This window comes from Rhodobacteraceae bacterium M385 (assembly GCA_025141835.1).
Taxonomy (GTDB): domain Bacteria; phylum Pseudomonadota; class Alphaproteobacteria; order Rhodobacterales; family Rhodobacteraceae; genus Gymnodinialimonas.
This window is the reverse complement of sequence record CP081102.1, coordinates 755,401-775,089: the sequence shown is the minus strand read 5'-3', so window position 1 is coordinate 775,089 and position 19,689 is coordinate 755,401. Positions and strand designations below refer to the sequence as shown.

Here is a 19,689-nt window from a genome sequence, read left to right as displayed (position 1 = left end):
GAGGCGGTCTGTCAATTAATTAATTAACTTTCTTTATTAATTAGAATCCGCTACCAAAGTCGAAGGAACAAGGGCATTACGTGCCGATGGAAGACGGATTGGTCAGATCTCTCAGCGTCGGGCTGAGTCAAAGCGGCGTTCGCGATCATAACGAGCGGCTGCTGCTTTCGCTTATCCAACGCCATGGTGGAATGCCGGCCAGCGATCTGTCTCGCCGTGCAGGCCTGTCACCACCAACGATCTCCACCATTCTTCGCGGGCTTGAATCCGAGGGGCTTGTAGCACGCGGGGAGCCGGTTCGTGGCAAAGTTGGTAAGCCCTCTATCCCGATGCACCTTGCCCCCGATGGGGCGTTCTCCTTTGGCCTGAAGATCGGCCGACGCTCTGCCGAACTGGTGTTGATAGATTTCATCGGCACCCTGCGCCATGAACGGCATCTTGCCTATGAGGGCCCTCAGCCTCGCGACATCTTTGATTTCGTAGAGGAGGGAGTTGCAAGCATCAGAAACTCCATGTCTGAAGAGCACCGCAGCCGCATCTGCGGGCTTGGGATAGCCGCCGCCTTCGAGCTGTGGAGCGCCATGAGAGATGGTGCCGAGAACGCGTTCAGAGAATGGCGAGGGATCGATTTTGCCACACATCTTGCGGAGCAGACTAACCTTCCCGTCCTGCGCCTGAACGACGCCACCGCGGCCTGTCAGGCAGAACATACATTTGGCCGCGGCAAGGAGTTTCGCGATTACGCCTACTTCTTCGTGGGCGCCTATGTCGGTGGTGGTATCGCCTTGGACAATGCCGTTTACGAGGGACGACAGGGCAACGCGGGGGCATTGGGATCGTTGCGTAGTATCGGCCCGAACGGGGAAAGTATGCAGCTGGTCGATATGGCGTCGATCCATCAATTGGAACGCAGATTACACGAGGTCGATCTGGATACGCGCCAGCTTTGGACAGACCCCGATAGTTGGACCGCCCTGGCACGCTATGTTGATCCTTGGATCGGCCAAACGGCGCAAGAACTGTCCAAGGCCGCGCTCTCGACCTGCTCTGTGATCGACTTCGAGGCGATCCTTATTGACGGCGCTTTCCCCGAGCATGTCCGCGATGAACTGGTTGAAAGGGTCCAGCGTTATGTCAGCACCCAAGACACCCGGGGACTGATCGCGCCTAGGATCGAAGCGGGAAGCATTGGCCACAAGGCCCGTGCCATCGGTGCCGCGACCCGGCCGATTAGCGCGCAGTTCATGCTCTGAGCCAATTGGCGAAACTAACGCAAACGAAGGTAAACAACTCCGCCATGGGCCACAGAACAGCCTGCCGATACTTTGGTGGCAACCATTGGCCATTCGATCTTATGTACGGAATGTCGAACACGGCTCGGTTCATCACCCTGTCTCCTGCGCCCTCAATGGGGCAAAGGCACAGCGCCGCACCCCTGCCGCAACGCTTGCCTTCTAGGCGCCGATGTAGGCCGTCGCCTCGATCTCCAATAGCGCGTCGTCCTCGACCAACCCCGCGACGATCAGCATCGACATAGCAGGGAAATGGCGGCCCAGAACCTTGCGGTAGACCTCTCCCACCTCCCGTTGGCGGGCCATATATTCGGCCTTGTCGATCACGAACCACGTCAGTCGGGTAATATCTTCGACCTTGCCACCCGCCGCGACCACAACGTCAACGATGTTGCGCAGGGCTTGCTCCATCTGGCCGATGAAATCGTGAGAGGTAAACTTCTGCTCCGCGTTCCAGCCAATCTGCCCGCCGATGTAAAGCGTGCCGTCGGGGGCTAATACACCATTGGCGTAGCCTTTCGCAGGGGCCCAACCGTCTGGTTGAATTGTCTTATTTGTCATTGTGCGCTCCTTAGATAGGGCGAGAAGGCCTGCCGCATCGGATCTGACCAAGGCTTTGGACGATGCGCGGCGTTAATGTGAACAAGGGTTAGATCGGCAGAGAAGCGGCGTGCATCCTTGCCTTCAGCAATCACTGAAACCCCAAGGCTGGCGGTGCCAACACGGGTCAATTCCAGCGACAGTGTTAGGTGATCCCCATGGCGACTGGGGGCGTGAAAGGTGGTTTCAACCTGCACAGTCGGTACGCCGCCGTCTTTCAAGATCTCCTCAAACGGGAAACCGACGTGATCGAAGAACGCCTCGACCATGTCGTTGATGATCTCGAAATAGCGCGGGTAAAACACCACGCCCGCCGGGTCGCAGTGTTTGAAGAGTACCTTCAGGGGCTGTGTGTACGCGGCATTTGTCACGAGGTCTCTTTCAGCATGAAGCGTTGGATTTTGCCGGTCTGGGTCTTGGGTAGTGCGTCCACAAAGCGCACGTCGCGGGGGTATTTGAACGGCGCGATGGTCGCTTTTACGTGGTCTTGCAGGGCTTTGGCCAACTCGGCGGAAGGGGCGGCATCGGCAAGCACCACATGGGCCTGCACGATCATCCCGCGTTCCTCACTTGGCGCGCCGATCACGGCGCATTCGGCGACGTTGGGATGGGACAGAAGCGCGGCCTCAACCTCAGGGCCAGCGATGTTGTAGCCCGATGACACGATCATATCGTCGTTACGGGCGGCAAAATGCAGGTAGCCGTCCGCATCCATCGTGAAGGCGTCGCCCGAGATGTTCCAGCCATCTAAAACGTACGCCCCTTGGCGGTCGTCGTTCATGTAGCGACAGCCGGTGGGGCCACGCACCGCCAAGCGACCCACTTCACCGCGAGGCAATTCCTGCCCGTCTTCACCAATGATCTTGGCCTCGTACCCCGTGACGGGTCGCCCCGTGCAGGCGGGCCTATGATCGTCGAAACGGTTAGAGATGAAGATATGCAGCATCTCGGTCGCGCCGATCCCGTCCAGCATTGGTTTGCCTGTTTTGGTCATCCAATCTTCATAGACCGGCGCGGGCAGCGTTTCGCCCGCTGACACGGCGGCGCGCAGACTGCTGAGGTCTGCGCCCTCCTCCATCGCCGCAAGCATCGCGCGGTAGGCGGTGGGGGCCGTAAAGCAAACGGTGGCTTTATACTTCTCAATGATTTCAATCATATTGGGCGGAGATGCCGTTTCCAGAAGCGTCGCCGTGGCCCCAAAACGCAGCGGGAAAATAGCCAAGCCGCCAAGGCCAAAGGTGAACGCCAGCGGAGGGGAGCCGACGAAAACGTCGTCCGGTGTTACGCCCAAAACCTCCCGCGCGTAGCCGTCTGCGATAATCAGAAGGTCGCGGTGGAAATGCATCGTCGCCTTGGGTGAGCCTGTGGTGCCCGAGGTGAAGCCCAACAGCGCCACATCCTCACGCCCCGTCGCCACGGCGTCGAACTGCACAGGTTTCTCCAGTGCTAACCGATCGAGCTCGGCGTCGTGGTTCGATGTGCCGTCAAAGCCCACGACATGGGTCAGGGTCTTGCATAGCTTGGCGCAGCCGTCCATCTCGTCCATCAGGCGCGTATCGCACAGCGCGTGGGTGATCTGCGCTTTCTCCACGATCTGCGCCAATTCCGCGGCCCGTAGCATCGGCATGGTATTCACCACCACCGCGCCCACCTTGGTGGCGGCAAGCCAACAGGCCACCATCGCCGGATTATTCGCAGACCGGATCAGCACGCGATTGCCCGGAACGACGCCCAGATCTTCTACCAGAACATGGGCCAGCCGGTTGGTCCAATCGGTTAGCTCTTTATAGGTACGCCGGCGTCCGTTGCCGATCAGCGCCGTGCGGTCGCCGAAGCCCTTGGCAACCATCGCATCGGTCAGTTCTACGCCAACGTTGAGCGTATCGGGATAGTCATACCCCTCCAGCAAAAAATCAGGCCATTGGTCCTTGGGCGGCAGATTATCACGGGAGAAGGTATCGCTATGGGCACTGGCGCTGAACATGGCTTACTCGCTTGTTTCTGGGGGCAGATCCCCGGTTTTCTGAGGCCACGGAACCCAGGCCGGAGGGCCGGAAGGCATCGCTCTGATTGTTCACCGTAACACTCCCTGTTGGCGGGTTCTTATTGACCCAATGTTTGTCGGGCGATGATGATACGCTGGACGTCTGATGCGCCCTCATAGATGCGTAATGCCCTGATTTCTCGGTATAGTTTCTCAACCGCCTGACCCGATCTGACACCATCGCCGCCGTGCAGTTGCACCGCTTTGTCGATGACATTTTGCGCGTGATCGGTGGCAAATAGCTTGGCCATTGCCGCTTCGCGGGTGATGCGCGGTGCGCCGCTGTCCTTAGTCCAGGCGGCCCGGTAGATCAGCAGCGCCGAGGCGTCGATATCCACGGCCATATCCGCGATATGCCCCTGCACCATCTGCAAATCGCTAAGCGGCGCACCCTGCACATGGCGCGCGTTCACACGGGCCACCGCCTCGTCCAAAGCGCGGCGCGCAAAGCCCAAAGCGGCGGCCGCCACGGTGGAGCGGAAGACATCCAGCACCGACATGGCGATCTTGAACCCCGCCCCACTTTCGCCGATCAGGGCGCTTGCGGGGATACGGCAGTCGGTGAAATCCAGCGTCGCCAGTGGGTGCGGCGCAATGGTGTCGAGCCGCTCGGCAATGGTCAGGCCGGGCGTCTCTGCGGGCACCACAAAAGCCGACAGGCCCCGTGCGCCGGGCGCGTCGCCGGTGCGCGCAAAGACCGTGTAGACATCGGCGATGCCGCCGTTGCTGATCCAGGTTTTCTGCCCGTTCAACAAGTAAGCATCGCCATCGCGCGTGGCCGTCATGGTAGAGTTCGCCACGTCTGACCCGGATTGAGGTTCGGTCAGCGCAAAAGCCGATATCGCCTTGCCCGCCCGCGTCAGCGGTAGCCATTCGGCCTTCTGTGCATCGCTGCCAAACAGCGAAATCGCACCAGTCCCAAGCCCCTGCATCGCAAAGGCGAAATCGGCCAAACCATCGTGGCGCGCCAAAGTCTCTCTCGCCAAGCAAAGACGGCGTACGTCCAGCGGGCCATCGGGGTTGCCCGTTGCCTGCAAAATGCCCGCCTCGCCTAAATCCGCCACCAGATTGCGGCAGGCGGCATCGGTATCAGCGTGATCCACCTGCAAGCCCTCGGCCACAGCCTCGACCTGTGCGGCCCAATCGCGGTGCGTGTCCTCAAAAAATGGCCAGTGAAGGAATGTTTTATCCGCCATCAGTTGCCCTCGAACAGGGGGTTTTCTTTGGCGACAAAGGCGGTGTAGGCGCGTTCAAAATCCGCCGTCTGCATGCAGATGGCCTGCGCCTGCGCCTCGGCCTCGATCGCTTGCTCAATCGACATCGACCATTCCTGCGCCAGCATGGTCTTGGTCATCATGTGCCCAAAGTTCGGCCCCGCTGCGATGCGGGCGGCCATCGACTGCGCCTCGGCGTCCAGCGTGTCGGCGGGGACCAGCTTGTTGTGGAACCCCCAGGCATGGCCTTCCTCGGCGGTCATGGCGCGGCCGGTGTAAAGCAGCTCTGCCGCGCGGCCTTGCCCGATGATCCGGGGCAGGATCGCACAGGCCCCCATGTCACAACCCGCAAGGCCCACCCGGGTGAAAAGGAAGGCTGTCTTGGCCTCGGGCGTGGCGATCCGCAGGTCAGCGGCCATGGCGATAATCGCGCCTGCGCCCACGCAAATCCCATCAATCGCGGCAATCATCGGCTTGCCGCAGTTCACGATCGCCTTGACCAGATCGCCCGTCATCCGGGTAAAGGCCAGCAGTTCTTTCATCGACATCTTGGTGAGCGGCCCGATGATGTCATGCACATCACCGCCCGAGCTGAAGTTGCCGCCGTTGGAGGCAAAAACCACCGCATCTACGTCGTCCGAGTAATGCAGATCACGGAACCAATCGCGCATCTCGGCGTAGCTGTCGAAGGTCAGCGGGTTCTTCCGCTCGGGCCGATCCAGCGCAATGGTGGCGATGCGGTCGGCAATCTCGCATTTGAAGTGAGTGACGTCACTGCGCATCAGGCATCCCCTTCTGACTGTAGCTTTGCTTCCAGAGTTTCCAGCCGCGCGCCGATTTCGGCGGCTTCTTCGGCGGCAAACCCACCAAGCATAGAATCGATCCACGCCTCGTGGGCGGCGGCCTGGCGGGCGAATTCTTCGACGCCGCGCTTGGTCAATCGCACGACCGAGGCGCGGCGGTCACCGGGTACGGGCACGCGCACCAGCAAGCCATCCTCGGCCAAACGGTCCACAATGCCGGTGACGTTGCCGTTGGACACGCGCAACACGCCGGAAAGCTGGCTCATCTTCAGGCCGTCTTCATAACGCGACAGCGCGGCCATCACATCGAAACGCGGCAGGGTGGTGGCAAATTCCTCACGCAGCTTCTCGCGCAGGGTGGTTTCAATCGCGCGGCTGGTTTTCAGCAGGCGGAGCCAAAGGCGCAGGCGTTCCTTTGAGGGCGGGGCAAGGACCTCTACCGGTTTGGTTTGCATCAGATTTCACCTCCCGACAGGCTTAACGTATGTCCGTTGACTGACCGCGCCGCGTCCGAGCAGAGCCAAAGCGCCGTTTCCGCCACTTCCTCGGGCTGGATCAACCGCGCCTGAGGGTTGCCCTTTGTCAATGATTTCACCGCGTCTTCCGCGCTCATCCCTGTGGTGGCGACGATGTTCTCGACCGAGCGTTCCAGCAGCGGCGTTTCAATGAAGCCGGGGCAAATCGCGTTCACGGTGATCCCGGTTTTCGCCAGTTCCAACGACAGCGCCCGCGTTAGCCCAACAACCCCGTGCTTCGCCGCGCAATAGCCCGACACATACGGGTAACCTTTCAATCCAGCGGTGGAGGCGATGGCGATCATCCGCCCTGCCCCTGCGGCCTTCATATCCGCCAAAGCCGCTTGCCAGACGTTGAAAACCCCGGTCAGGTTCACATCCAACATGCCGGTCAAATCCGCCGCACTCATCTTGGCAAATGGCTTCGAGGTCGCCGCGCCCGCGTTCGCAATGACGATGGACACCGGCCCATGCTCGGCGCGGGCCGCCTCAAACGCGGCGTGCACCTGATCCACGTCGGTCACATCGCACAGCTGATACGACAAGCCCTGCGCCTGCAACGGTGCCTCGCTACGCCCCATGATCGTCACGGCATAGCCCGCCGCCGCGAAGCGCTGTGCGGTTTGGGCGCCAACACCCGTGCCGCCGCCCGTGATTACGACATGCTTCATACCTTACCCACCATTTCTGCGGCCCGGTCGGCCAGACGCCACGCCTGATCGCGTCCCGCATCATAGGGCTGGGGCCAGCTTTCTTGTCGGTCCCCAAGGGCCGTCGCCGCATGTAGCGTCCAATAGGGATCGGCCAGATGCGGCCGCGCAAGGCACACCAGATCGGCCCGCCCCGCCATAAGGATCGAGTTCACGTGATCGGCCTCGAAGATATTGCCCACGGCCATTGTCTTGATCCCCGCCTCGTTCCTGATCCGGTCCGAGAAAGGCGTTTGGAACATGCGGCCATAGACAGGCTCTGCTTCGGTCGAGGTCTGGCCCGCCGACACATCGATGATATCCGCGCCTTGGGCTTCAAACATCGCTGCGATCTTCACGGCGTCCTCGGCAGTGACACCGTCGTCCCCGGCCCAATCGCTGGCCGAAATCCGCACCGACATGGGCTTTTCTGGCGGCCAAACGGCCCGCATGGCGGCGAAAACTTCCAACGGGTAGCGCATCCGGTTCTCTAGGCTGCCGCCGTAGTTGTCGGTGCGCGTGTTGGACAGCGGAGAGATGAACGACGAGATCAGATAGCCGTGGGCCGCGTGCAATTCGATCATGTCAAAGCCCGCGCGATCCGCCATCTCGGCGCTTGCCACGAAGGCCGTCTTCACCGCGTCCATCTGCGCCCGGTCCATCGCCTGCGGCGTCGCGTTTTCATCGGACCAAGGGATATCGGAGGCCGACAAAAGCGGCCAGTTGCCCTCCGCCAGCGGCTTGTCCATCCCTTCCCATCCGACACGGGTCGAGCCCTTCCGCCCCGCATGGCCGATCTGGCAGCAAATCTTCGCTTCCGTCTCAGCGTGGACAAAGGCGGTCAGCCGCGCCCATGCGGCCTCATGCTCGGGGGCATACAGACCGGGGCAACCGGGCGTGATCCGCCCATCGGCGGAAACGCATGTCATCTCGGTATAGACCAGCCCTGCGCCGCCTTTGGCGCGCTCGCCGTAATGGATCAAATGCCAATCGGTCGGCGCGCCATCCACAGCCTTGTATTGCGCCATCGGGGACACCACGATGCGGTTCTTCAGCTTCATATCGCGCAAGGTAAATGGCGCAAACATCGGGGCGCGGGCGGGAGTTGTGGCCTCTCCCCCGGCTTGCTCCATGAACCACGCCTCCGCCCCGGCAAGCCACTTCGGGTCTCTCTCTCGCAGGTTTTCGTGGCTGATGCGTTGCGAGCGGGTCAGCATGGAGTAATTCAGTTGCACCGGATCAAGGTGCAGATACCGCTCCACATCCTCGAACCATTCCACCGAGTTTCGCGCCGCCGATTGCAGACGCAAGACCTCCAACCGCCGCTCGTCCTCGTAGTTGGCGAAGGCCTCTGCCAGCGTCGGTTTTGTGGCAATATCTTCGGCCAGCGCAATGGCACTTTCCAACGCCAGCTTCGTTCCCGACCCGATCGAAAAATGCGCCGTGGCCGAAGCATCGCCCAAAAGCACCACATTTTCGTGGCTCCACTTTTCGCAAAGCACACGGGGGAACTGAATCCACGCAGAACCGCGGATATGGTTGGCGTTGGTCATCAGCCCGTGGCCACCAAGGTGGTCTTTGAAGATCGCCTCGCACACGGCAATGCTCTCTTGCTGGCTCATCTCGCCAAAGCCGTAAGCATCAAAGGTTTTCTGGCTGCATTCCACGATGAAAGTCGCTGTCTCATCGTCAAATTGATACGCGTGCGCCCAGACCCAGCCCTTGTCGGTATCTTCGAAAATAAAGGTAAACGCATCGTCGAAACGCTGGTGCGTTCCAAGCCAGACGAACTGACACTTGCGGGTGTCGATGTCGGGTTGGAAGGTCTCGGCAAACTCCATCCGGGTCTTGGAATTGAGCCCGTCGCAAGCCACCACAACGTCAAAGTCGTCCTTGTAATCAGACGCCGCGCCAACCTCGGTCTCGAACCGCAGATCAACGCCCAATTCCCGTGCCCGCGCCTGTAGGATCAACAGCAGCTTCTTGCGGCCGATACCGCAGAAACCATGGCCGCTGGACACCAGTTTTTGGCCCTGATGATGCAGCGCCACATCATCCCAATAGGCGAAGTTCTCGCGGATAATCGCGGCGCTTTCGGCGTCGTTCTTGGCAAGATTATCAAGAGTTTCGTCGGACAAGACCACGCCCCACCCAAAGGTATCGTCCGCGCGGTTACGCTCGAACACAACGACTTCGGCCTGAGGATTGCGACGTTTCATCGAAATCCCAAAGTAGAGGCCAGCAGGACCACCCCCAAGACAAGCAATACGCATGTTCGACCCACTTTTCTGTTCCGGTACAGCAACGCTACGGATCGCAAACCTGTATTTCAAGTAAAAATATTTTATGCTTGAAATAAATTCAGCCGCCTTCTACCCATTTCTGAAATTGAAGCCGATGGAGACCTCCCTTGAGCACCATGACATCCGCCGCCACCACCCCCCAATCCGCCCGGGCCAAGCCTGCGAGCTTGGTTTGGGACGACCCGTTTCTGCTGGAAAACCAGCTGACGGAGGAGGAGCGGATGATCCGCGACAGCGCCCATGCCTATTGCCAGGAAGCGTTGGGATCGCGCGTCGTCATGGCTAACCGCCACGAGACATTTGACCGCGATATCATGACCGAGATGGGCGACATGGGCCTTCTGGGCGCGACCATCCCCGAGGAATACGGCGGCATTGGCGCCAACTACGTCTCCTACGGTTTGGTCGCTCGCGAGGTGGAGCGGATCGACAGCGGCTATCGCTCGGCCATGTCGGTGCAAAGCTCGCTGGTGATGCACCCGATCTTCGCCTATGGGACCGAGGCGCAGCGCCAGAAATTCCTGCCAGAGCTGGCCTCGGGCCGCATGGTCGGCTGTTTCGGGTTAACCGAACCGGACCACGGATCGGACCCGGGGTCGATGGTCACCCGCGCCAAAGCGGTGGACGGCGGCTACAGCCTTTCCGGCGCGAAGAACTGGATCACCAACTCCCCCATCGCCGATGTCTTCATCATCTGGGCCAAGTCCGACGCCCATGACGGCAAGATCAAAGGCTTCATTCTTGAGAAGGGAATGAAGGGTCTGAACGCCCCGAAGATCGAGGGGAAATTCTCGCTCCGCGCCTCGATTACGGGCATGATCCAGATGGACGAAGTCTTTGTCCCCGAGGATAATTTACTGCCTGAAGTCAGTGGCTTGGCTGGTCCCTTCGGCTGCCTGAACCGGGCGCGCTTCGGCATCGCCTGGGGCGCCATGGGCGCGGCCGAGGCCTGCTTCCACGCCGCCCGCAGCTACACCATGGACCGCAAGCAGTTTGGCCGCCCACTGGCGCAAACGCAGCTGATCCAGAAGAAGCTGGCCGACATGCAGGCCGAGATCGCCCTGGGCCTGCAAGGGGCCCTGCAACTGGGCCGGATGTTCGACGATCACACCGCGCCCGCCGAGCTGATCAGCCTGATGAAGCGTAACAATTGCGGCAAAGCGTTAACCATTGCGCGGGAGGCCCGCGACATGCACGGCGGCAATGGCGTCAGCGACGAATACGGCGTCATCCGCCACGTGATGAACCTTGAGGCCGTTAACACTTACGAGGGCACCCACGACGTCCACGCCCTCATCATGGGCCGCGGCATCACCGGTTTGCAGGCCTTCGCCTAACGCCATCCGCGGGGGCCGGGGCCGCTGAAATGCGCCTCGGGTCCCATGCATCTTCCCCGACAACGCCCCTTGCCTATCGCAAGTGGGCGTTTGTTTTTCACCCCCTCTCAACTGTCCATAACCGCCTCGGGCGAGAGGGTTCATTTTCTCCACTTGCCTTATCCGACTAATTTTGTCAGATATTGAAAAGCCCAGTCAGACGCCCTGTCGAGCCCGGTGACGCGCAACCTTTATGCTCCTTAAGGACGGCTTCACATGACACACATGCTCAAGGCGCGGCGCCCATGACCCGCCCCACCAAAGACAGCTGCTGCGGGCGACGCCCAGACGCCAAAGAAACACTGGTTTCCGACGCGGGCTTTGATGCCCATGAAATCACCATGCTCGGATTGACGCGCTACTACCTGCAAAGCTTTGCAATTCCCCAAAGCCATGCGTGGATCGGCTGCTTCGAGCGGGCTCAGTTCCACTACGGGGAAGCCCACGGGATGCTTCTTGCGGGCCGCCTGCTGAACGCGCTGCGGGCGATGCGCTATGCCCGACGCTCCACGTTTCATTTCAATTCTCCGGTGTGTCTAGGCTGCTCGACCATCCTCACCGAACACGAACGCCGCCTGATGCGCAGTCTCGCCGCCCTTCGGCGCGGTCACGAGGGGATCGTGCAGACCGAAATGATGATGCTCTGCGAAGGCAATGACACGGCCGAGGCAATCGCCGCCCTGTCGCAAGTGGCCCTGACGCTTCCAAGCCCGGCTACGGCGCTGGATGGAGGCCGCTATGGCGACGCCTTCTTTGGGACAGAAAGGCGGTCGGCATGAGCGATTCCGTCGATACGCTGGACCCCACCAGCCGCGCCTTGTTGCCAGTCATGCGCAACTTTCTGAACGCCTATCTATCGCCCGAAACCCTTGGTTGGCGCCACGCGCTGGCCGCTGCCGTCGGCACATGGGGAGAGCCTCGGGGCCTTGCGATCGCCAACCATGTGCAAAGCTTTTTGGGGGCCGTCCTTAACAGCCGCCCCGTGCCGCTGATCTTCGCGGACCCGATGGACCTAGAGGCGCGAAAGCTGCTGACCCAAGATGAACGGGTGTTGCTCGCGCTTCTGACCGCCATGGGCCGCGAGGAAACCCCGCGCGCCCGTGATCTGATCGCACGCCTGACCGGCGGCCGCGTCGAAGCCGCCATCGTGCGCAGTGGCCTGTCCCTGGCCGCCCGGCTGGACCCCATAGGCACGCCCAAACCCCTGCCCCGTCCGAAACTGCAATCGGTGGGTTAAGACACCGGGGCCGCGATGTGCTGGATCGTCTCGAAGCCTTCAAACGTGGGGCTTCCTTCGTGCAATTTTGCCGTCTGGCGGGCCCCCTTGTGGGCGTCGCGGAAGGCCATGCTTTTCGTCCAGGCCTTGAAGGCATCCACATCCCGCCACACCGTGTGGGAGGCATATAGCACCGTGTCGTCATCTTCTACTGGCCCTTTGAGCATGTGAAACTCCACAAAGCCATCCAACCCCGGCAAACGGCTTTCACGCCCCAGCCAAAGGTCTTCAAACGCCTGCGCGTTTGCCGTTCTCACCGTAAAGCGGTTCATCGCGATATACATAAGTCGTGTCCTTTGATGTCAGCCCGCGCGTTGCGCAAGGTGGGGCAGAATAAACGTCGCATCGGCGGCGGGCCGTGTGTTGACCTGTAGCGCGCAGCCGTAGGCCTTGCTAAGGGTCACATCCGTCATAACCTGTGCCGGTGCCCCCGCTGCAAGGCATCGCCCCCCCGATAGAAGCACCATATGGTCAGCAAACATCGCGGTTAGGTTCAGGTCGTGCATGACGGCGATCACCCCGCCGCCGCCACGGGCATAATCGCGGGCGATTTCCATCACCTCAAGCTGGTGTCCGATATCAAGGCTGGAAACAGGCTCATCCAATAAAAGCCAACGGGCCTTACCGTTCTGGGTCGGCTCCCATACCTGAGACAAGACGCGGGCCAATTGCACGCGCTGCTGCTCTCCGCCCGACAGCTCTTGGTAAAACCGCCCTTCAAAACCGGCCAGACCGACATGGGCCAAGGCCCTCTGCGGCAGAGTTTTGTCGGCCCCATCGCGGCCGGCCAAAAGGCCCAGGCGCACAACCTCCAACACGGTGAACGGAAACGCGATGCGCGAGGCTTGCGGAAGAACGGCCCGGCGCGTCGCCAGTTCCCACGGCTTGATCGCGGCGATATCTGCCCCGTCCAAACGCACTTTGCCCCGGTAAGGGACCTCCTGCGTCATGGCGCGCAGAAGCGTGGTTTTTCCCGATCCGTTGTGGCCGACAATAGCCGTCACCTGCCCCGGTTGCGCGACCATATCGACGCCGTGCAACACGTGGCTCGACCCAAGGGTCACTTCGATGTTTTCCGCAGTCAGCATGGGGGCCTCACAGGTCCAGAAGTGAACGATTTCGCAGCAAAATCCACAAGAAGAACGGCCCGCCGATCACGGCGGTGACGATCCCGATAGGCAGTTCCGCGGGCGCAATGATGGTCCGAGAGATCATATCCGCCACGATCAGAAGAGAGGCCCCCAAGAGCGCCGCATTGGGCAGAAGGAATCGATGATCCGGCCCCACGGCGATACGCAGCAAATGCGGCACCACGATGCCAATGAACCCGATGCCGCCCGACACGGCTACAGCCGCGCCCACGGCGGCGGCAACGGTCAGGATCGCGATGGATTTCATCCTCTGCACCGGGATGCCGATATGGGCGGCGGCGGCCTCTCCCAATGCCAAGCCGTTAAGGCTGCGCGCCAGGAACGGAGCCGCTGCAAGGGCTGTGACAATCAATGGGGCCGCTACGATCAGCTTCACCCAAGTGGCCCCCGCCAGTGATCCCAAACCCCAGAACGTCAAATCCCGTAGCTGTTGATCGTCTGCCATATAAACCAGAATGCCCGACACGGCCCCGGTCAGAGCCCCCAAGGCGATGCCCGCCAAAAGCATCACCGCGACCGATGTTTTGCCTCGGTTGGTGGCCACTACATAAAGCATGATCGTGCTGAGCCAGCCCCCAAAGAACGCCGCGAAGGGCACAAGGTAGAAACCTACCGCCGCCTGTATCGCCACGGGCAGGAAGCCGCCCAGAACAATGGCGACAATCGCGCCGAGCCCTGCCCCCGCGCCAACCCCCACCAGGCCGGGATCAGCCAAAGGGTTGCGGAACAACCCCTGCATGACAGCGCCAGACACGGCCAAGGCCGCGCCCACAAGGATGCCCATAATCAAGCGCGGCATGCGAATGTCGAACAAAACCGTGCGTGTCACCCGGTCTAGGCTTTCGCCCCGCGTCCATGTGCCGAAAACTTCCACCAGCGAAATACCCGATGCGCCCGTGGTCAGGCTCGTCAGACTGACGACTGCCAGCAAAGCCAACAGCAAAAAACTGCACGCACGGGCGCGGGCTTCCCGGTCGCCCGCAAGGGGCAACGGGAGGCTCTGGGATAATTCGGCCAAGGCGCTATTCTCCGTTGGTGCCAAGGGCGGCCGCCAAAAGGTGGACCGCCTCAGGCGTGCGCGGGCCAAAGCCAAGCAGAAGCAAGCCGTCGATCTGTACCAAGCTGCCAGTGTCCGCAGCGGGTGTCAGGCCAAGGGCGGGATGGGCGAAGACGCCTTCGGCATCGGCACCGTGATCTCCGCCGCGATCCATCATCAAGATCACATCGGGGGCTGCCGCCAGAACCGCCTCATCCGTCAGGGGGCGGTAGCCTTCAAAGGCGGTCACAGCGTTTTCTCCGCCAGCCATGGCGATGATCCCCGACGCCGCCGTGCCAGCGCCCGACGCCATCACGCGCCCGCCCTGCATCGACAGGATGAACATCACGCGGGGGGCGTCGCCACTGATGTCTTGAGTGACGGCGGCCAGTTCCGCGTCGATCTGATCGGCCAGCGCGATGCCTTCTTCCGGCACGCCCAAAGCCTCAGCCACTGTCAGGATCTTTGTCCGTACGCCTGCCGCATCGAAACTTTCGGGAACGGTGACAAAGGTGATCTCCGCATCGGCCAGCACCTCGATCGTTTCCGGCGGGCCAGAGCCTTCTTCAGCAATGATAAGATCAGGCCGTACCGACAGAACGCCCTCAGGGGACAGAGCGCGCATGTAGCCCACATCGGGCAGCGCCTCGACCTCGGCGGGCCAGCTAGAGGTCGTGTCGCGGGCAACCAGAAGATGCGCCATATCAAGCGCATAGATGATCTCGGTGATCGAACCGCCAACGGACAGAACACGCGGTGCATCGTCTTGCGCCCGTGCGGGGCCAGCAAGGAAGGCGGCAAAGAGGCCAGCCGCCATGATCATTGCAAGGCCGCCCGGTGTCAGACGGCGGGCGGATAGACGGGGTCCAAGGCTCATGCCACCTCCTCCGCCTGACCAAGGCGCGGCAAGGTATCTGTTAGCGCACTGAACGCCGCCACGTGATCTTCGCCATCTTTGTTGCGCAGGGGGAAGCATTGCAGGATCAACATGCCGCGCGCGTCAAATGCCTCGATTGAAATCGCCGGGCCGCGTTTGGTGGGCTTGGTAACTAGCCAGACCTCGGCCACATGATCGGCCCGCAAGTGCAGGTTGAAACCGGGGTCCATCACGTTTTGCCACGGGCCCATCGGCACCAATTTGTTGATCGGGCCCGAGTGGATCTGGATACATCCCTTGTTGCCCACAAAGACCATCACCGACAGCGACCCCTCGGACATTGCCTGAAGCGCATGGTTCACTGCCGATGGATCAAGCGCCACGACATAGGGCTCCCCCACCATGCGGTAAGCCCCCAGACGGTTCATCTTCAGCTTCGAGGTCAGCCGCATGAACTGGTGCGTATCGGTCATCCGATCCCACTCCTGCCGCAGGGTATCTACCTTCTCGGCATCGCCTTTGGCCGCCTCCACCGGGGCGCGATCTTCAAAGATCGGTTCGGCCTCGGGGCCCTCCAGATCGCGCAGCATCAGGTTCCACATCGCAATGTTGGACTTCTCCCGCAGGAACACCTTGTGAACCGCATCGCCGGCCGCGTCGAAGACTTGGATAGATCGGCGGATCGTGCCGTCTACTTCCTTCTCGACCGCGAAGGCATGAACCCAATGGCGCGAGAAGATGCGCAGGTCGATGTCGGCAGCAATAACACTAGAGGCGTGCTCGCCGGCCCGGAAATTCTCGTAGATGCCGACCTTTTCGTGCACCGCGCTCTCATTGCGGGTCAGGGCCATGACCTCTCCCAAGGTGCAGATCGCCGGGATCAACTGTGTGGGGTCCGCGACCAGTGGCACCGCGCCGAAGCCCACCTGTGCGGCAACCAAGGCACCTTCTGGCACGCCAAGTTTATCGGCCAAATCGCGGGCGCGGGTCTTGGGGTTGTCGGTGATCGCCGCGCGAATCGCGTCGGCTTGAATAGGGGTATCTGCGCCCATGTCTGCGCCTCGTTCCGTTCGTGTGTAAGGGGAGAGGGCTTGCGCGACCCCTGTAACAGAGGCTCCGAGCTGGCACTTTTGCAACGCAGGCCCGCTGGCCCGATTGCTATTGTTGACGCTTTTAGTCAGATACTTTAGGGACCGCAAGCATCGCAGGCCAGCACGGGTGAAATTTCCGTGCATACCCCCACGATCTGCCAGCTGGACCATCCGGCAAGCACCCTAATCAACAACAGCAAAACACGAGGGGGTATGGATGTCATACCGCATGGGACACGTGCGTCCGGGGACGTCTACGGCAATGGCCGCAGCATTGACCGTTTTGGCCGCACCGGGACACGCACAAGAAACGACACCGCTGGGACGAATCATTTTGGGATGGGGCACCGATCAGGTTGCCCTCGACACGCCGCAGGCCGTCACCGTAATCGACCAGGAAGAGATTGAGCGCCAACAAGCCACCACCATCGGCGAGTTCTTTGATGGCGTACCAGGCGTGCAGGCCATCGGGTCAGACCGCGTTCTGGGTCAGACCTTTAACATTCGCGGCTGGGGCGAAGTACCCGCAGGCGATGAAGGCCGTGTTGTCGTGCTACAAGACGGCGCGACGCAATATTACGAACAATACCGCATGGGCTCGTTCTTCTCGGACCCGAACCTCTTCTGCAATATCGAGGTTCTGCGCGGGCCTGCTTCGGCCACGCTCTATGGCTCCGGCGCCATCGGCGGCGTTGTCCGGTTCGAGACCTGCGATGCCTCGGACTACCTGACCGACGGACAAACCAGCCAATTCCGCTTCTCTGTGGGCGGCGAAACCAACGGCGAAGGTGGCAACGTCGCCCTGCGCTACGCCACCCAAGTGGGCGGCGACTGGCAAGTCTTCGCAAACCTCAACTACCGTGAGGCCGCCGATTACGTGGACGGGGATGGCAATGCGATTGAAGGCTCTGCCTTCGATGCCACCTCGGGCCTTATCAGCGCGACTTACAGCTTTGACGGCAACCGCTCCCTCCGCTTCATTTACGAGGCTTGGGACAGCGACCTGGACAACACGTCTTACTCGCAAACCGGCTCGGACGGGTTCGGAAATGTGGATCGGCACACGCGTGACCAGACTTTCTCGGCGATCTACAACTCAGCCGAAGAGTTTGGCGATCTAGAGATGACGTTGACCTATTCCGACGCGGACATCACGCAGGAAAACGCAACCTCAACAACTCCCAGCGTCTTGTTCGAGGATTCCACCTACGGCTATGACACCCTATCGCTCGACGCCCGCGTGACCACGGACGTGACTTGGGGTAACATTGATACGACCTTGATCTACGGCACCACGATCTCGCGTCAGAACCGGGTAGCCGAGGCAGAAACCTCTACCTTCATCGACTTCCACCCTGAAGGTACCGCCACGCGCATTGCCGCCTTCGCCCAAGCCGAGATGGATTTCAGCAATGGCCTGACATTGGTTCCCGGCTTGCGTCTGGAATATGCGATCAACGAACCCGGTGCCGACGATGCCGCCGCCACGGCAGACAGCCGCGAAACTGTGGAAATCCTGTCCGTGTCGCCAAAGGTGGCCTTCACCTACGACATCTCGGATGAATGGGGGATGTTCGGCTCTCTCTCGCAGACGGAACGGGCCCCCAACCTGGATGAGTTGTATTCCTACGACGAATCCGACGGCGAAACTGCCGCCACTGACCTTTTGCCCGAAACGGCGCGGTCGGTGGAATTGGGCTTCACCTACTCCCGTGCCGGATTGTTGAACGCCAACGACGCATTCGACGCCCGCGTCACGGCGTATTACTCCTACGTCGAAAACCTGATCGAGCGTGATAGCACAGGCGGAACGCCCTATAACCGCAACATCGCCGAGGCCGAAATCTACGGGGTGGAACTGGAAGCCGCCTATGTCTCGGACATGTGGTTCAGCAACATGTCCCTCTCCATGATCGAAGGCCGCAACCTGACCGATGATGAGGTCTGGAGCCAGCTTCCCCAAGACACCTTCTCGGTCACCTTGGGCCGCCGCCACGCGGATATCGGGGTGGAATACGGCTGGACGATGAACGCCTACGCCGACATCGACTATGCCGATACCACATCCATGGGCGTGACCTCGGACAACTTCTACGGCGGCTATGCCACCCATGATCTGTTCGCCAGCTATGCCCCCCAAGAGGGCGCGCTGGAGGGGCTGGAATTCCGCTTCGGCATCGACAACGTGTTTGACCGCACCTACGTCAACGCGCTTGACGGTGACAACGGGCGCGGCATGACGGGCCGCCTCTCGGTTGCTCGTGTGTGGAACTTCTGATGCTTGGATCTGGTATCACCAAACTGCTTGGTGCCGCCCTTGTTGCAGCCCTCCCTCTGGGGGCTGCGGCGCAGGACGCGCCTGCCGCGCTTATCGTCGAGCTGAACCGCATTGTGCCGCTGGACGGTGCATGTCGGCTGACCTTCATGGCGCAAAACAACATGGATGCGGATATCGAACAGATCGTGTTTGAAACGGTTCTGTTCACCACTGAGGGCGGCGTCGATCGTCTGACCCTGTTTGATATGGGGGCTTTGCCCACCGCGCGACCCCGTGTGCGCGAATTTGATATGCCCGGCCTGTCATGTGACGCCCTAGGCCGGGTTCTCTTCAATGGCGTGGATACCTGCGCAGGCGACGGGCTTGACCCCGCGCGTTGCGAAGGCGCGTTGTCCCCCGTCAGCCGGGTAGATGGTGTGGAGGTGATTGGATGACGCTGGAGATTGCTTTGTCCAATATCGGCGGGCTCGTTGCCCTTGGCGGGCCCGTCGTTGCCCTACTGCTCGCGATGTCTTTGATTTCCCTGGCCGTTGTCGTGTTCAAACTGGGCCAGTTCCTGCACGCAGGCGTCGGGCGTCATGCTCGCCTGATCCGAGCGGGCGCGGCCCTTGATCGAGGCGACCGGGACGCGGCGCTGCTACTGGCGGGCGAAAGCCGCAGCCATCTTGCACCGCTGTTCACCCGTCTGATGGACCAATTGGCGGCCCTGCATGACCACGACGGCTTCCGCCCCCGGATCGAGGTTGAGGCCGCAGAACGCCTTGACCGGTTGGAAAAAGGCTTCCGCCTGCTCGATAGCATCGCCCAAGTTGCGCCACTTCTGGGGCTGTTCGGCACCGTTCTGGGGATGATCGACGCCTTCCAAGCCTTGCAAAGCGCGGGCGATGCCGTGGACCCGTCGATCCTTGCCGGCGGCATTTGGGTGGCGCTGATGACCACCGCCGCCGGGCTGGCCGTGGCGATGCCAACCTCGCTTATCCTAACGTGGTTCGAGACCCGGATGCAGGCGGAACGTGCCTTGGCCGATAGCTTGATCGCCCGTGCCTTCTGCCCCGTGGAAACGCCCGTCGGGGCACAACGCGCCACCGCGCCCGACTTCGCGCCCCATGCCGGTTAGGTCCGCCACATATCGCCGCCGTGCCTT

At 61.2% G+C, this 19,689-nt stretch carries 20 protein-coding genes; 7 read left to right on the top strand and 13 right to left on the bottom strand.

Annotated elements, in window-relative coordinates:
• Nucleotides 1–86 precede the first annotated feature (86 nt).
• Entirely contained in the window at nucleotides 87–1,253 is a 1,167-nt protein-coding gene (locus K3728_03965) for an ROK family transcriptional regulator (GenBank protein ID UWQ96403.1), read from the top strand.
• A 201-nt stretch (nucleotides 1,254–1,454) separates the two neighbouring features.
• Here the strand turns inward: K3728_03965 and K3728_03960 are convergent, their stop codons facing one another.
• From K3728_03960 to K3728_03925, 8 genes are all read right to left on the bottom strand, one after another.
• Nucleotides 1,455–1,853, bottom strand: a complete 399-nt coding sequence (locus K3728_03960; protein ID UWQ96402.1) for a RidA family protein — start codon at nucleotides 1,851–1,853, stop codon at nucleotides 1,455–1,457.
• The gene (locus K3728_03955) at nucleotides 1,850–2,161 is read right to left on the bottom strand and encodes an acyl-CoA thioesterase (GenBank protein ID UWQ97440.1); all 312 of its coding nucleotides are present in this window, start codon (nucleotides 2,159–2,161) and stop codon (nucleotides 1,850–1,852) included. Before K3728_03955 ends, K3728_03960 begins: the two co-directional genes overlap by 4 nt.
• A 98-nt stretch (nucleotides 2,162–2,259) precedes the next feature.
• Entirely contained in the window at nucleotides 2,260–3,876 is a 1,617-nt protein-coding gene (locus K3728_03950) for an AMP-binding protein (GenBank protein ID UWQ96401.1), read from the bottom strand.
• A gap of 119 nt (nucleotides 3,877–3,995) precedes the next feature.
• On the bottom strand, nucleotides 3,996–5,132 hold the full coding sequence (locus K3728_03945) for an acyl-CoA dehydrogenase family protein (GenBank protein ID UWQ96400.1): 1,137 nt from the start codon (nucleotides 5,130–5,132) through the stop codon (nucleotides 3,996–3,998).
• Nucleotides 5,132–5,932 carry an enoyl-CoA hydratase family protein gene (locus K3728_03940; protein UWQ96399.1) on the bottom strand — a complete coding sequence of 267 codons (801 nt, stop codon included), beginning with the start codon at nucleotides 5,930–5,932 and terminating at the stop codon, nucleotides 5,132–5,134. The genes K3728_03945 and K3728_03940 overlap by 1 nt, the downstream gene beginning before the upstream one ends.
• Entirely contained in the window at nucleotides 5,932–6,408 is a 477-nt protein-coding gene (locus K3728_03935) for a MarR family transcriptional regulator (protein ID UWQ96398.1), read from the bottom strand. The genes K3728_03940 and K3728_03935 overlap by 1 nt, the downstream gene beginning before the upstream one ends.
• Complete coding sequence (locus K3728_03930; GenBank protein ID UWQ96397.1) at nucleotides 6,408–7,139, bottom strand: SDR family oxidoreductase; 732 nt, start codon at nucleotides 7,137–7,139, stop codon at nucleotides 6,408–6,410. The genes K3728_03935 and K3728_03930 overlap by 1 nt, the downstream gene beginning before the upstream one ends.
• Nucleotides 7,136–9,430 carry a bifunctional salicylyl-CoA 5-hydroxylase/oxidoreductase gene (locus K3728_03925; protein ID UWQ96396.1) on the bottom strand — a complete coding sequence of 765 codons (2,295 nt, stop codon included), beginning with the start codon at nucleotides 9,428–9,430 and terminating at the stop codon, nucleotides 7,136–7,138. Before K3728_03925 ends, K3728_03930 begins: the two co-directional genes overlap by 4 nt.
• Nucleotides 9,431–9,576: 146 nt before the next feature.
• Between K3728_03925 and K3728_03920 the strand changes: the two genes are divergently transcribed.
• The 3 genes from K3728_03920 (at nucleotide 9,577) to K3728_03910 (ending at nucleotide 12,073) form a co-directional block, all read left to right on the top strand.
• Nucleotides 9,577–10,797, top strand: a complete 1,221-nt coding sequence (locus K3728_03920) for an acyl-CoA dehydrogenase (protein UWQ97439.1) — start codon at nucleotides 9,577–9,579, stop codon at nucleotides 10,795–10,797.
• A gap of 284 nt (nucleotides 10,798–11,081) precedes the next feature.
• On the top strand, nucleotides 11,082–11,615 hold the full coding sequence (locus tag K3728_03915; protein ID UWQ96395.1) for a hypothetical protein: 534 nt from the start codon (nucleotides 11,082–11,084) through the stop codon (nucleotides 11,613–11,615).
• Nucleotides 11,612–12,073, top strand: a complete 462-nt coding sequence (locus tag K3728_03910; protein ID UWQ96394.1) for a hypothetical protein — start codon at nucleotides 11,612–11,614, stop codon at nucleotides 12,071–12,073. The genes K3728_03915 and K3728_03910 overlap by 4 nt, the downstream gene beginning before the upstream one ends.
• On the opposite strand, the gene K3728_03905 is transcribed toward K3728_03910, so the two are convergent.
• From K3728_03905 to K3728_03885, 5 genes are read right to left on the bottom strand one after another with little or no spacing between them, the layout of a single operon-like run.
• Nucleotides 12,070–12,396, bottom strand: coding sequence for an antibiotic biosynthesis monooxygenase (locus K3728_03905; GenBank protein ID UWQ96393.1), 327 nt, complete (start codon nucleotides 12,394–12,396; stop codon nucleotides 12,070–12,072). The two genes, K3728_03910 and K3728_03905, sit on opposite strands and share 4 nt — an antisense overlap.
• 18 nt (nucleotides 12,397–12,414) lie before the next feature.
• A complete protein-coding gene (locus K3728_03900; protein ID UWQ96392.1) occupies nucleotides 12,415–13,200 on the bottom strand; it encodes a heme ABC transporter ATP-binding protein in 786 nt (261 codons plus the stop codon).
• Between the two features lie 7 nt (nucleotides 13,201–13,207).
• Entirely contained in the window at nucleotides 13,208–14,281 is a 1,074-nt protein-coding gene (locus tag K3728_03895; protein ID UWQ96391.1) for an iron ABC transporter permease, read from the bottom strand.
• A gap of 4 nt (nucleotides 14,282–14,285) precedes the next feature.
• Entirely contained in the window at nucleotides 14,286–15,176 is an 891-nt protein-coding gene (locus tag K3728_03890; GenBank protein ID UWQ96390.1) for a hemin ABC transporter substrate-binding protein, read from the bottom strand.
• Nucleotides 15,173–16,228: a hemin-degrading factor gene (locus K3728_03885; GenBank protein ID UWQ96389.1), complete on the bottom strand. Its 1,056-nt coding sequence runs from the start codon at nucleotides 16,226–16,228 to the stop codon at nucleotides 15,173–15,175. Before K3728_03885 ends, K3728_03890 begins: the two co-directional genes overlap by 4 nt.
• 256 nt (nucleotides 16,229–16,484) lie before the next feature.
• On the opposite strand from K3728_03885, the gene K3728_03880 reads away from it, so the two are divergent.
• The 3 genes from K3728_03880 to K3728_03870 are packed head-to-tail and all read left to right on the top strand — an operon-like array spanning nucleotide 16,485 to nucleotide 19,662.
• Complete coding sequence (locus tag K3728_03880) at nucleotides 16,485–18,545, top strand: TonB-dependent receptor (GenBank protein UWQ96388.1); 2,061 nt, start codon at nucleotides 16,485–16,487, stop codon at nucleotides 18,543–18,545.
• Nucleotides 18,545–18,979, top strand: coding sequence for a hypothetical protein (locus K3728_03875; GenBank protein UWQ96387.1), 435 nt, complete (start codon nucleotides 18,545–18,547; stop codon nucleotides 18,977–18,979). The genes K3728_03880 and K3728_03875 overlap by 1 nt, the downstream gene beginning before the upstream one ends.
• Nucleotides 18,976–19,662 carry a MotA/TolQ/ExbB proton channel family protein gene (locus tag K3728_03870; GenBank protein UWQ96386.1) on the top strand — a complete coding sequence of 229 codons (687 nt, stop codon included), beginning with the start codon at nucleotides 18,976–18,978 and terminating at the stop codon, nucleotides 19,660–19,662. The genes K3728_03875 and K3728_03870 overlap by 4 nt, the downstream gene beginning before the upstream one ends.
• The last annotated feature ends 27 nt before the right edge of the window (nucleotides 19,663–19,689 follow it).

Excerpts from the sequence above, each read along its gene's own strand:
- K3728_03965 (UWQ96403.1), top strand. The coding sequence starts at position 87 with ATGGAAGACGGATTGGTCAGATCTCTCAGCGTCGGGCTGAGTCAAAGC.
- K3728_03960 (UWQ96402.1), bottom strand. The coding sequence starts at position 1,853 with ATGACAAATAAGACAATTCAACCAGACGGTTGGGCCCCTGCGAAAGGC.
- K3728_03955 (UWQ97440.1), bottom strand. The coding sequence starts at position 2,161 with ATGGTCGAGGCGTTCTTCGATCACGTCGGTTTCCCGTTTGAGGAGATC.
- K3728_03950 (UWQ96401.1), bottom strand. The coding sequence starts at position 3,876 with ATGTTCAGCGCCAGTGCCCATAGCGATACCTTCTCCCGTGATAATCTG.
- K3728_03945 (UWQ96400.1), bottom strand. The coding sequence starts at position 5,132 with ATGGCGGATAAAACATTCCTTCACTGGCCATTTTTTGAGGACACGCAC.
- K3728_03940 (UWQ96399.1), bottom strand. The coding sequence starts at position 5,932 with ATGCGCAGTGACGTCACTCACTTCAAATGCGAGATTGCCGACCGCATC.
- K3728_03935 (UWQ96398.1), bottom strand. The coding sequence starts at position 6,408 with ATGCAAACCAAACCGGTAGAGGTCCTTGCCCCGCCCTCAAAGGAACGC.
- K3728_03930 (UWQ96397.1), bottom strand. The coding sequence starts at position 7,139 with ATGAAGCATGTCGTAATCACGGGCGGCGGCACGGGTGTTGGCGCCCAA.
- K3728_03925 (UWQ96396.1), bottom strand. The coding sequence starts at position 9,430 with ATGCGTATTGCTTGTCTTGGGGGTGGTCCTGCTGGCCTCTACTTTGGG.
- K3728_03920 (UWQ97439.1), top strand. The coding sequence starts at position 9,577 with ATGACATCCGCCGCCACCACCCCCCAATCCGCCCGGGCCAAGCCTGCG.
- K3728_03915 (UWQ96395.1), top strand. The coding sequence starts at position 11,082 with ATGACCCGCCCCACCAAAGACAGCTGCTGCGGGCGACGCCCAGACGCC.
- K3728_03910 (UWQ96394.1), top strand. The coding sequence starts at position 11,612 with ATGAGCGATTCCGTCGATACGCTGGACCCCACCAGCCGCGCCTTGTTG.
- K3728_03905 (UWQ96393.1), bottom strand. The coding sequence starts at position 12,396 with ATGTATATCGCGATGAACCGCTTTACGGTGAGAACGGCAAACGCGCAG.
- K3728_03900 (UWQ96392.1), bottom strand. The coding sequence starts at position 13,200 with ATGCTGACTGCGGAAAACATCGAAGTGACCCTTGGGTCGAGCCACGTG.
- K3728_03890 (UWQ96390.1), bottom strand. The coding sequence starts at position 15,176 with ATGAGCCTTGGACCCCGTCTATCCGCCCGCCGTCTGACACCGGGCGGC.
- K3728_03885 (UWQ96389.1), bottom strand. The coding sequence starts at position 16,228 with ATGGGCGCAGATACCCCTATTCAAGCCGACGCGATTCGCGCGGCGATC.
- K3728_03880 (UWQ96388.1), top strand. The coding sequence starts at position 16,485 with ATGTCATACCGCATGGGACACGTGCGTCCGGGGACGTCTACGGCAATG.
- K3728_03875 (UWQ96387.1), top strand. The coding sequence starts at position 18,545 with ATGCTTGGATCTGGTATCACCAAACTGCTTGGTGCCGCCCTTGTTGCA.
- K3728_03870 (UWQ96386.1), top strand. The coding sequence starts at position 18,976 with ATGACGCTGGAGATTGCTTTGTCCAATATCGGCGGGCTCGTTGCCCTT.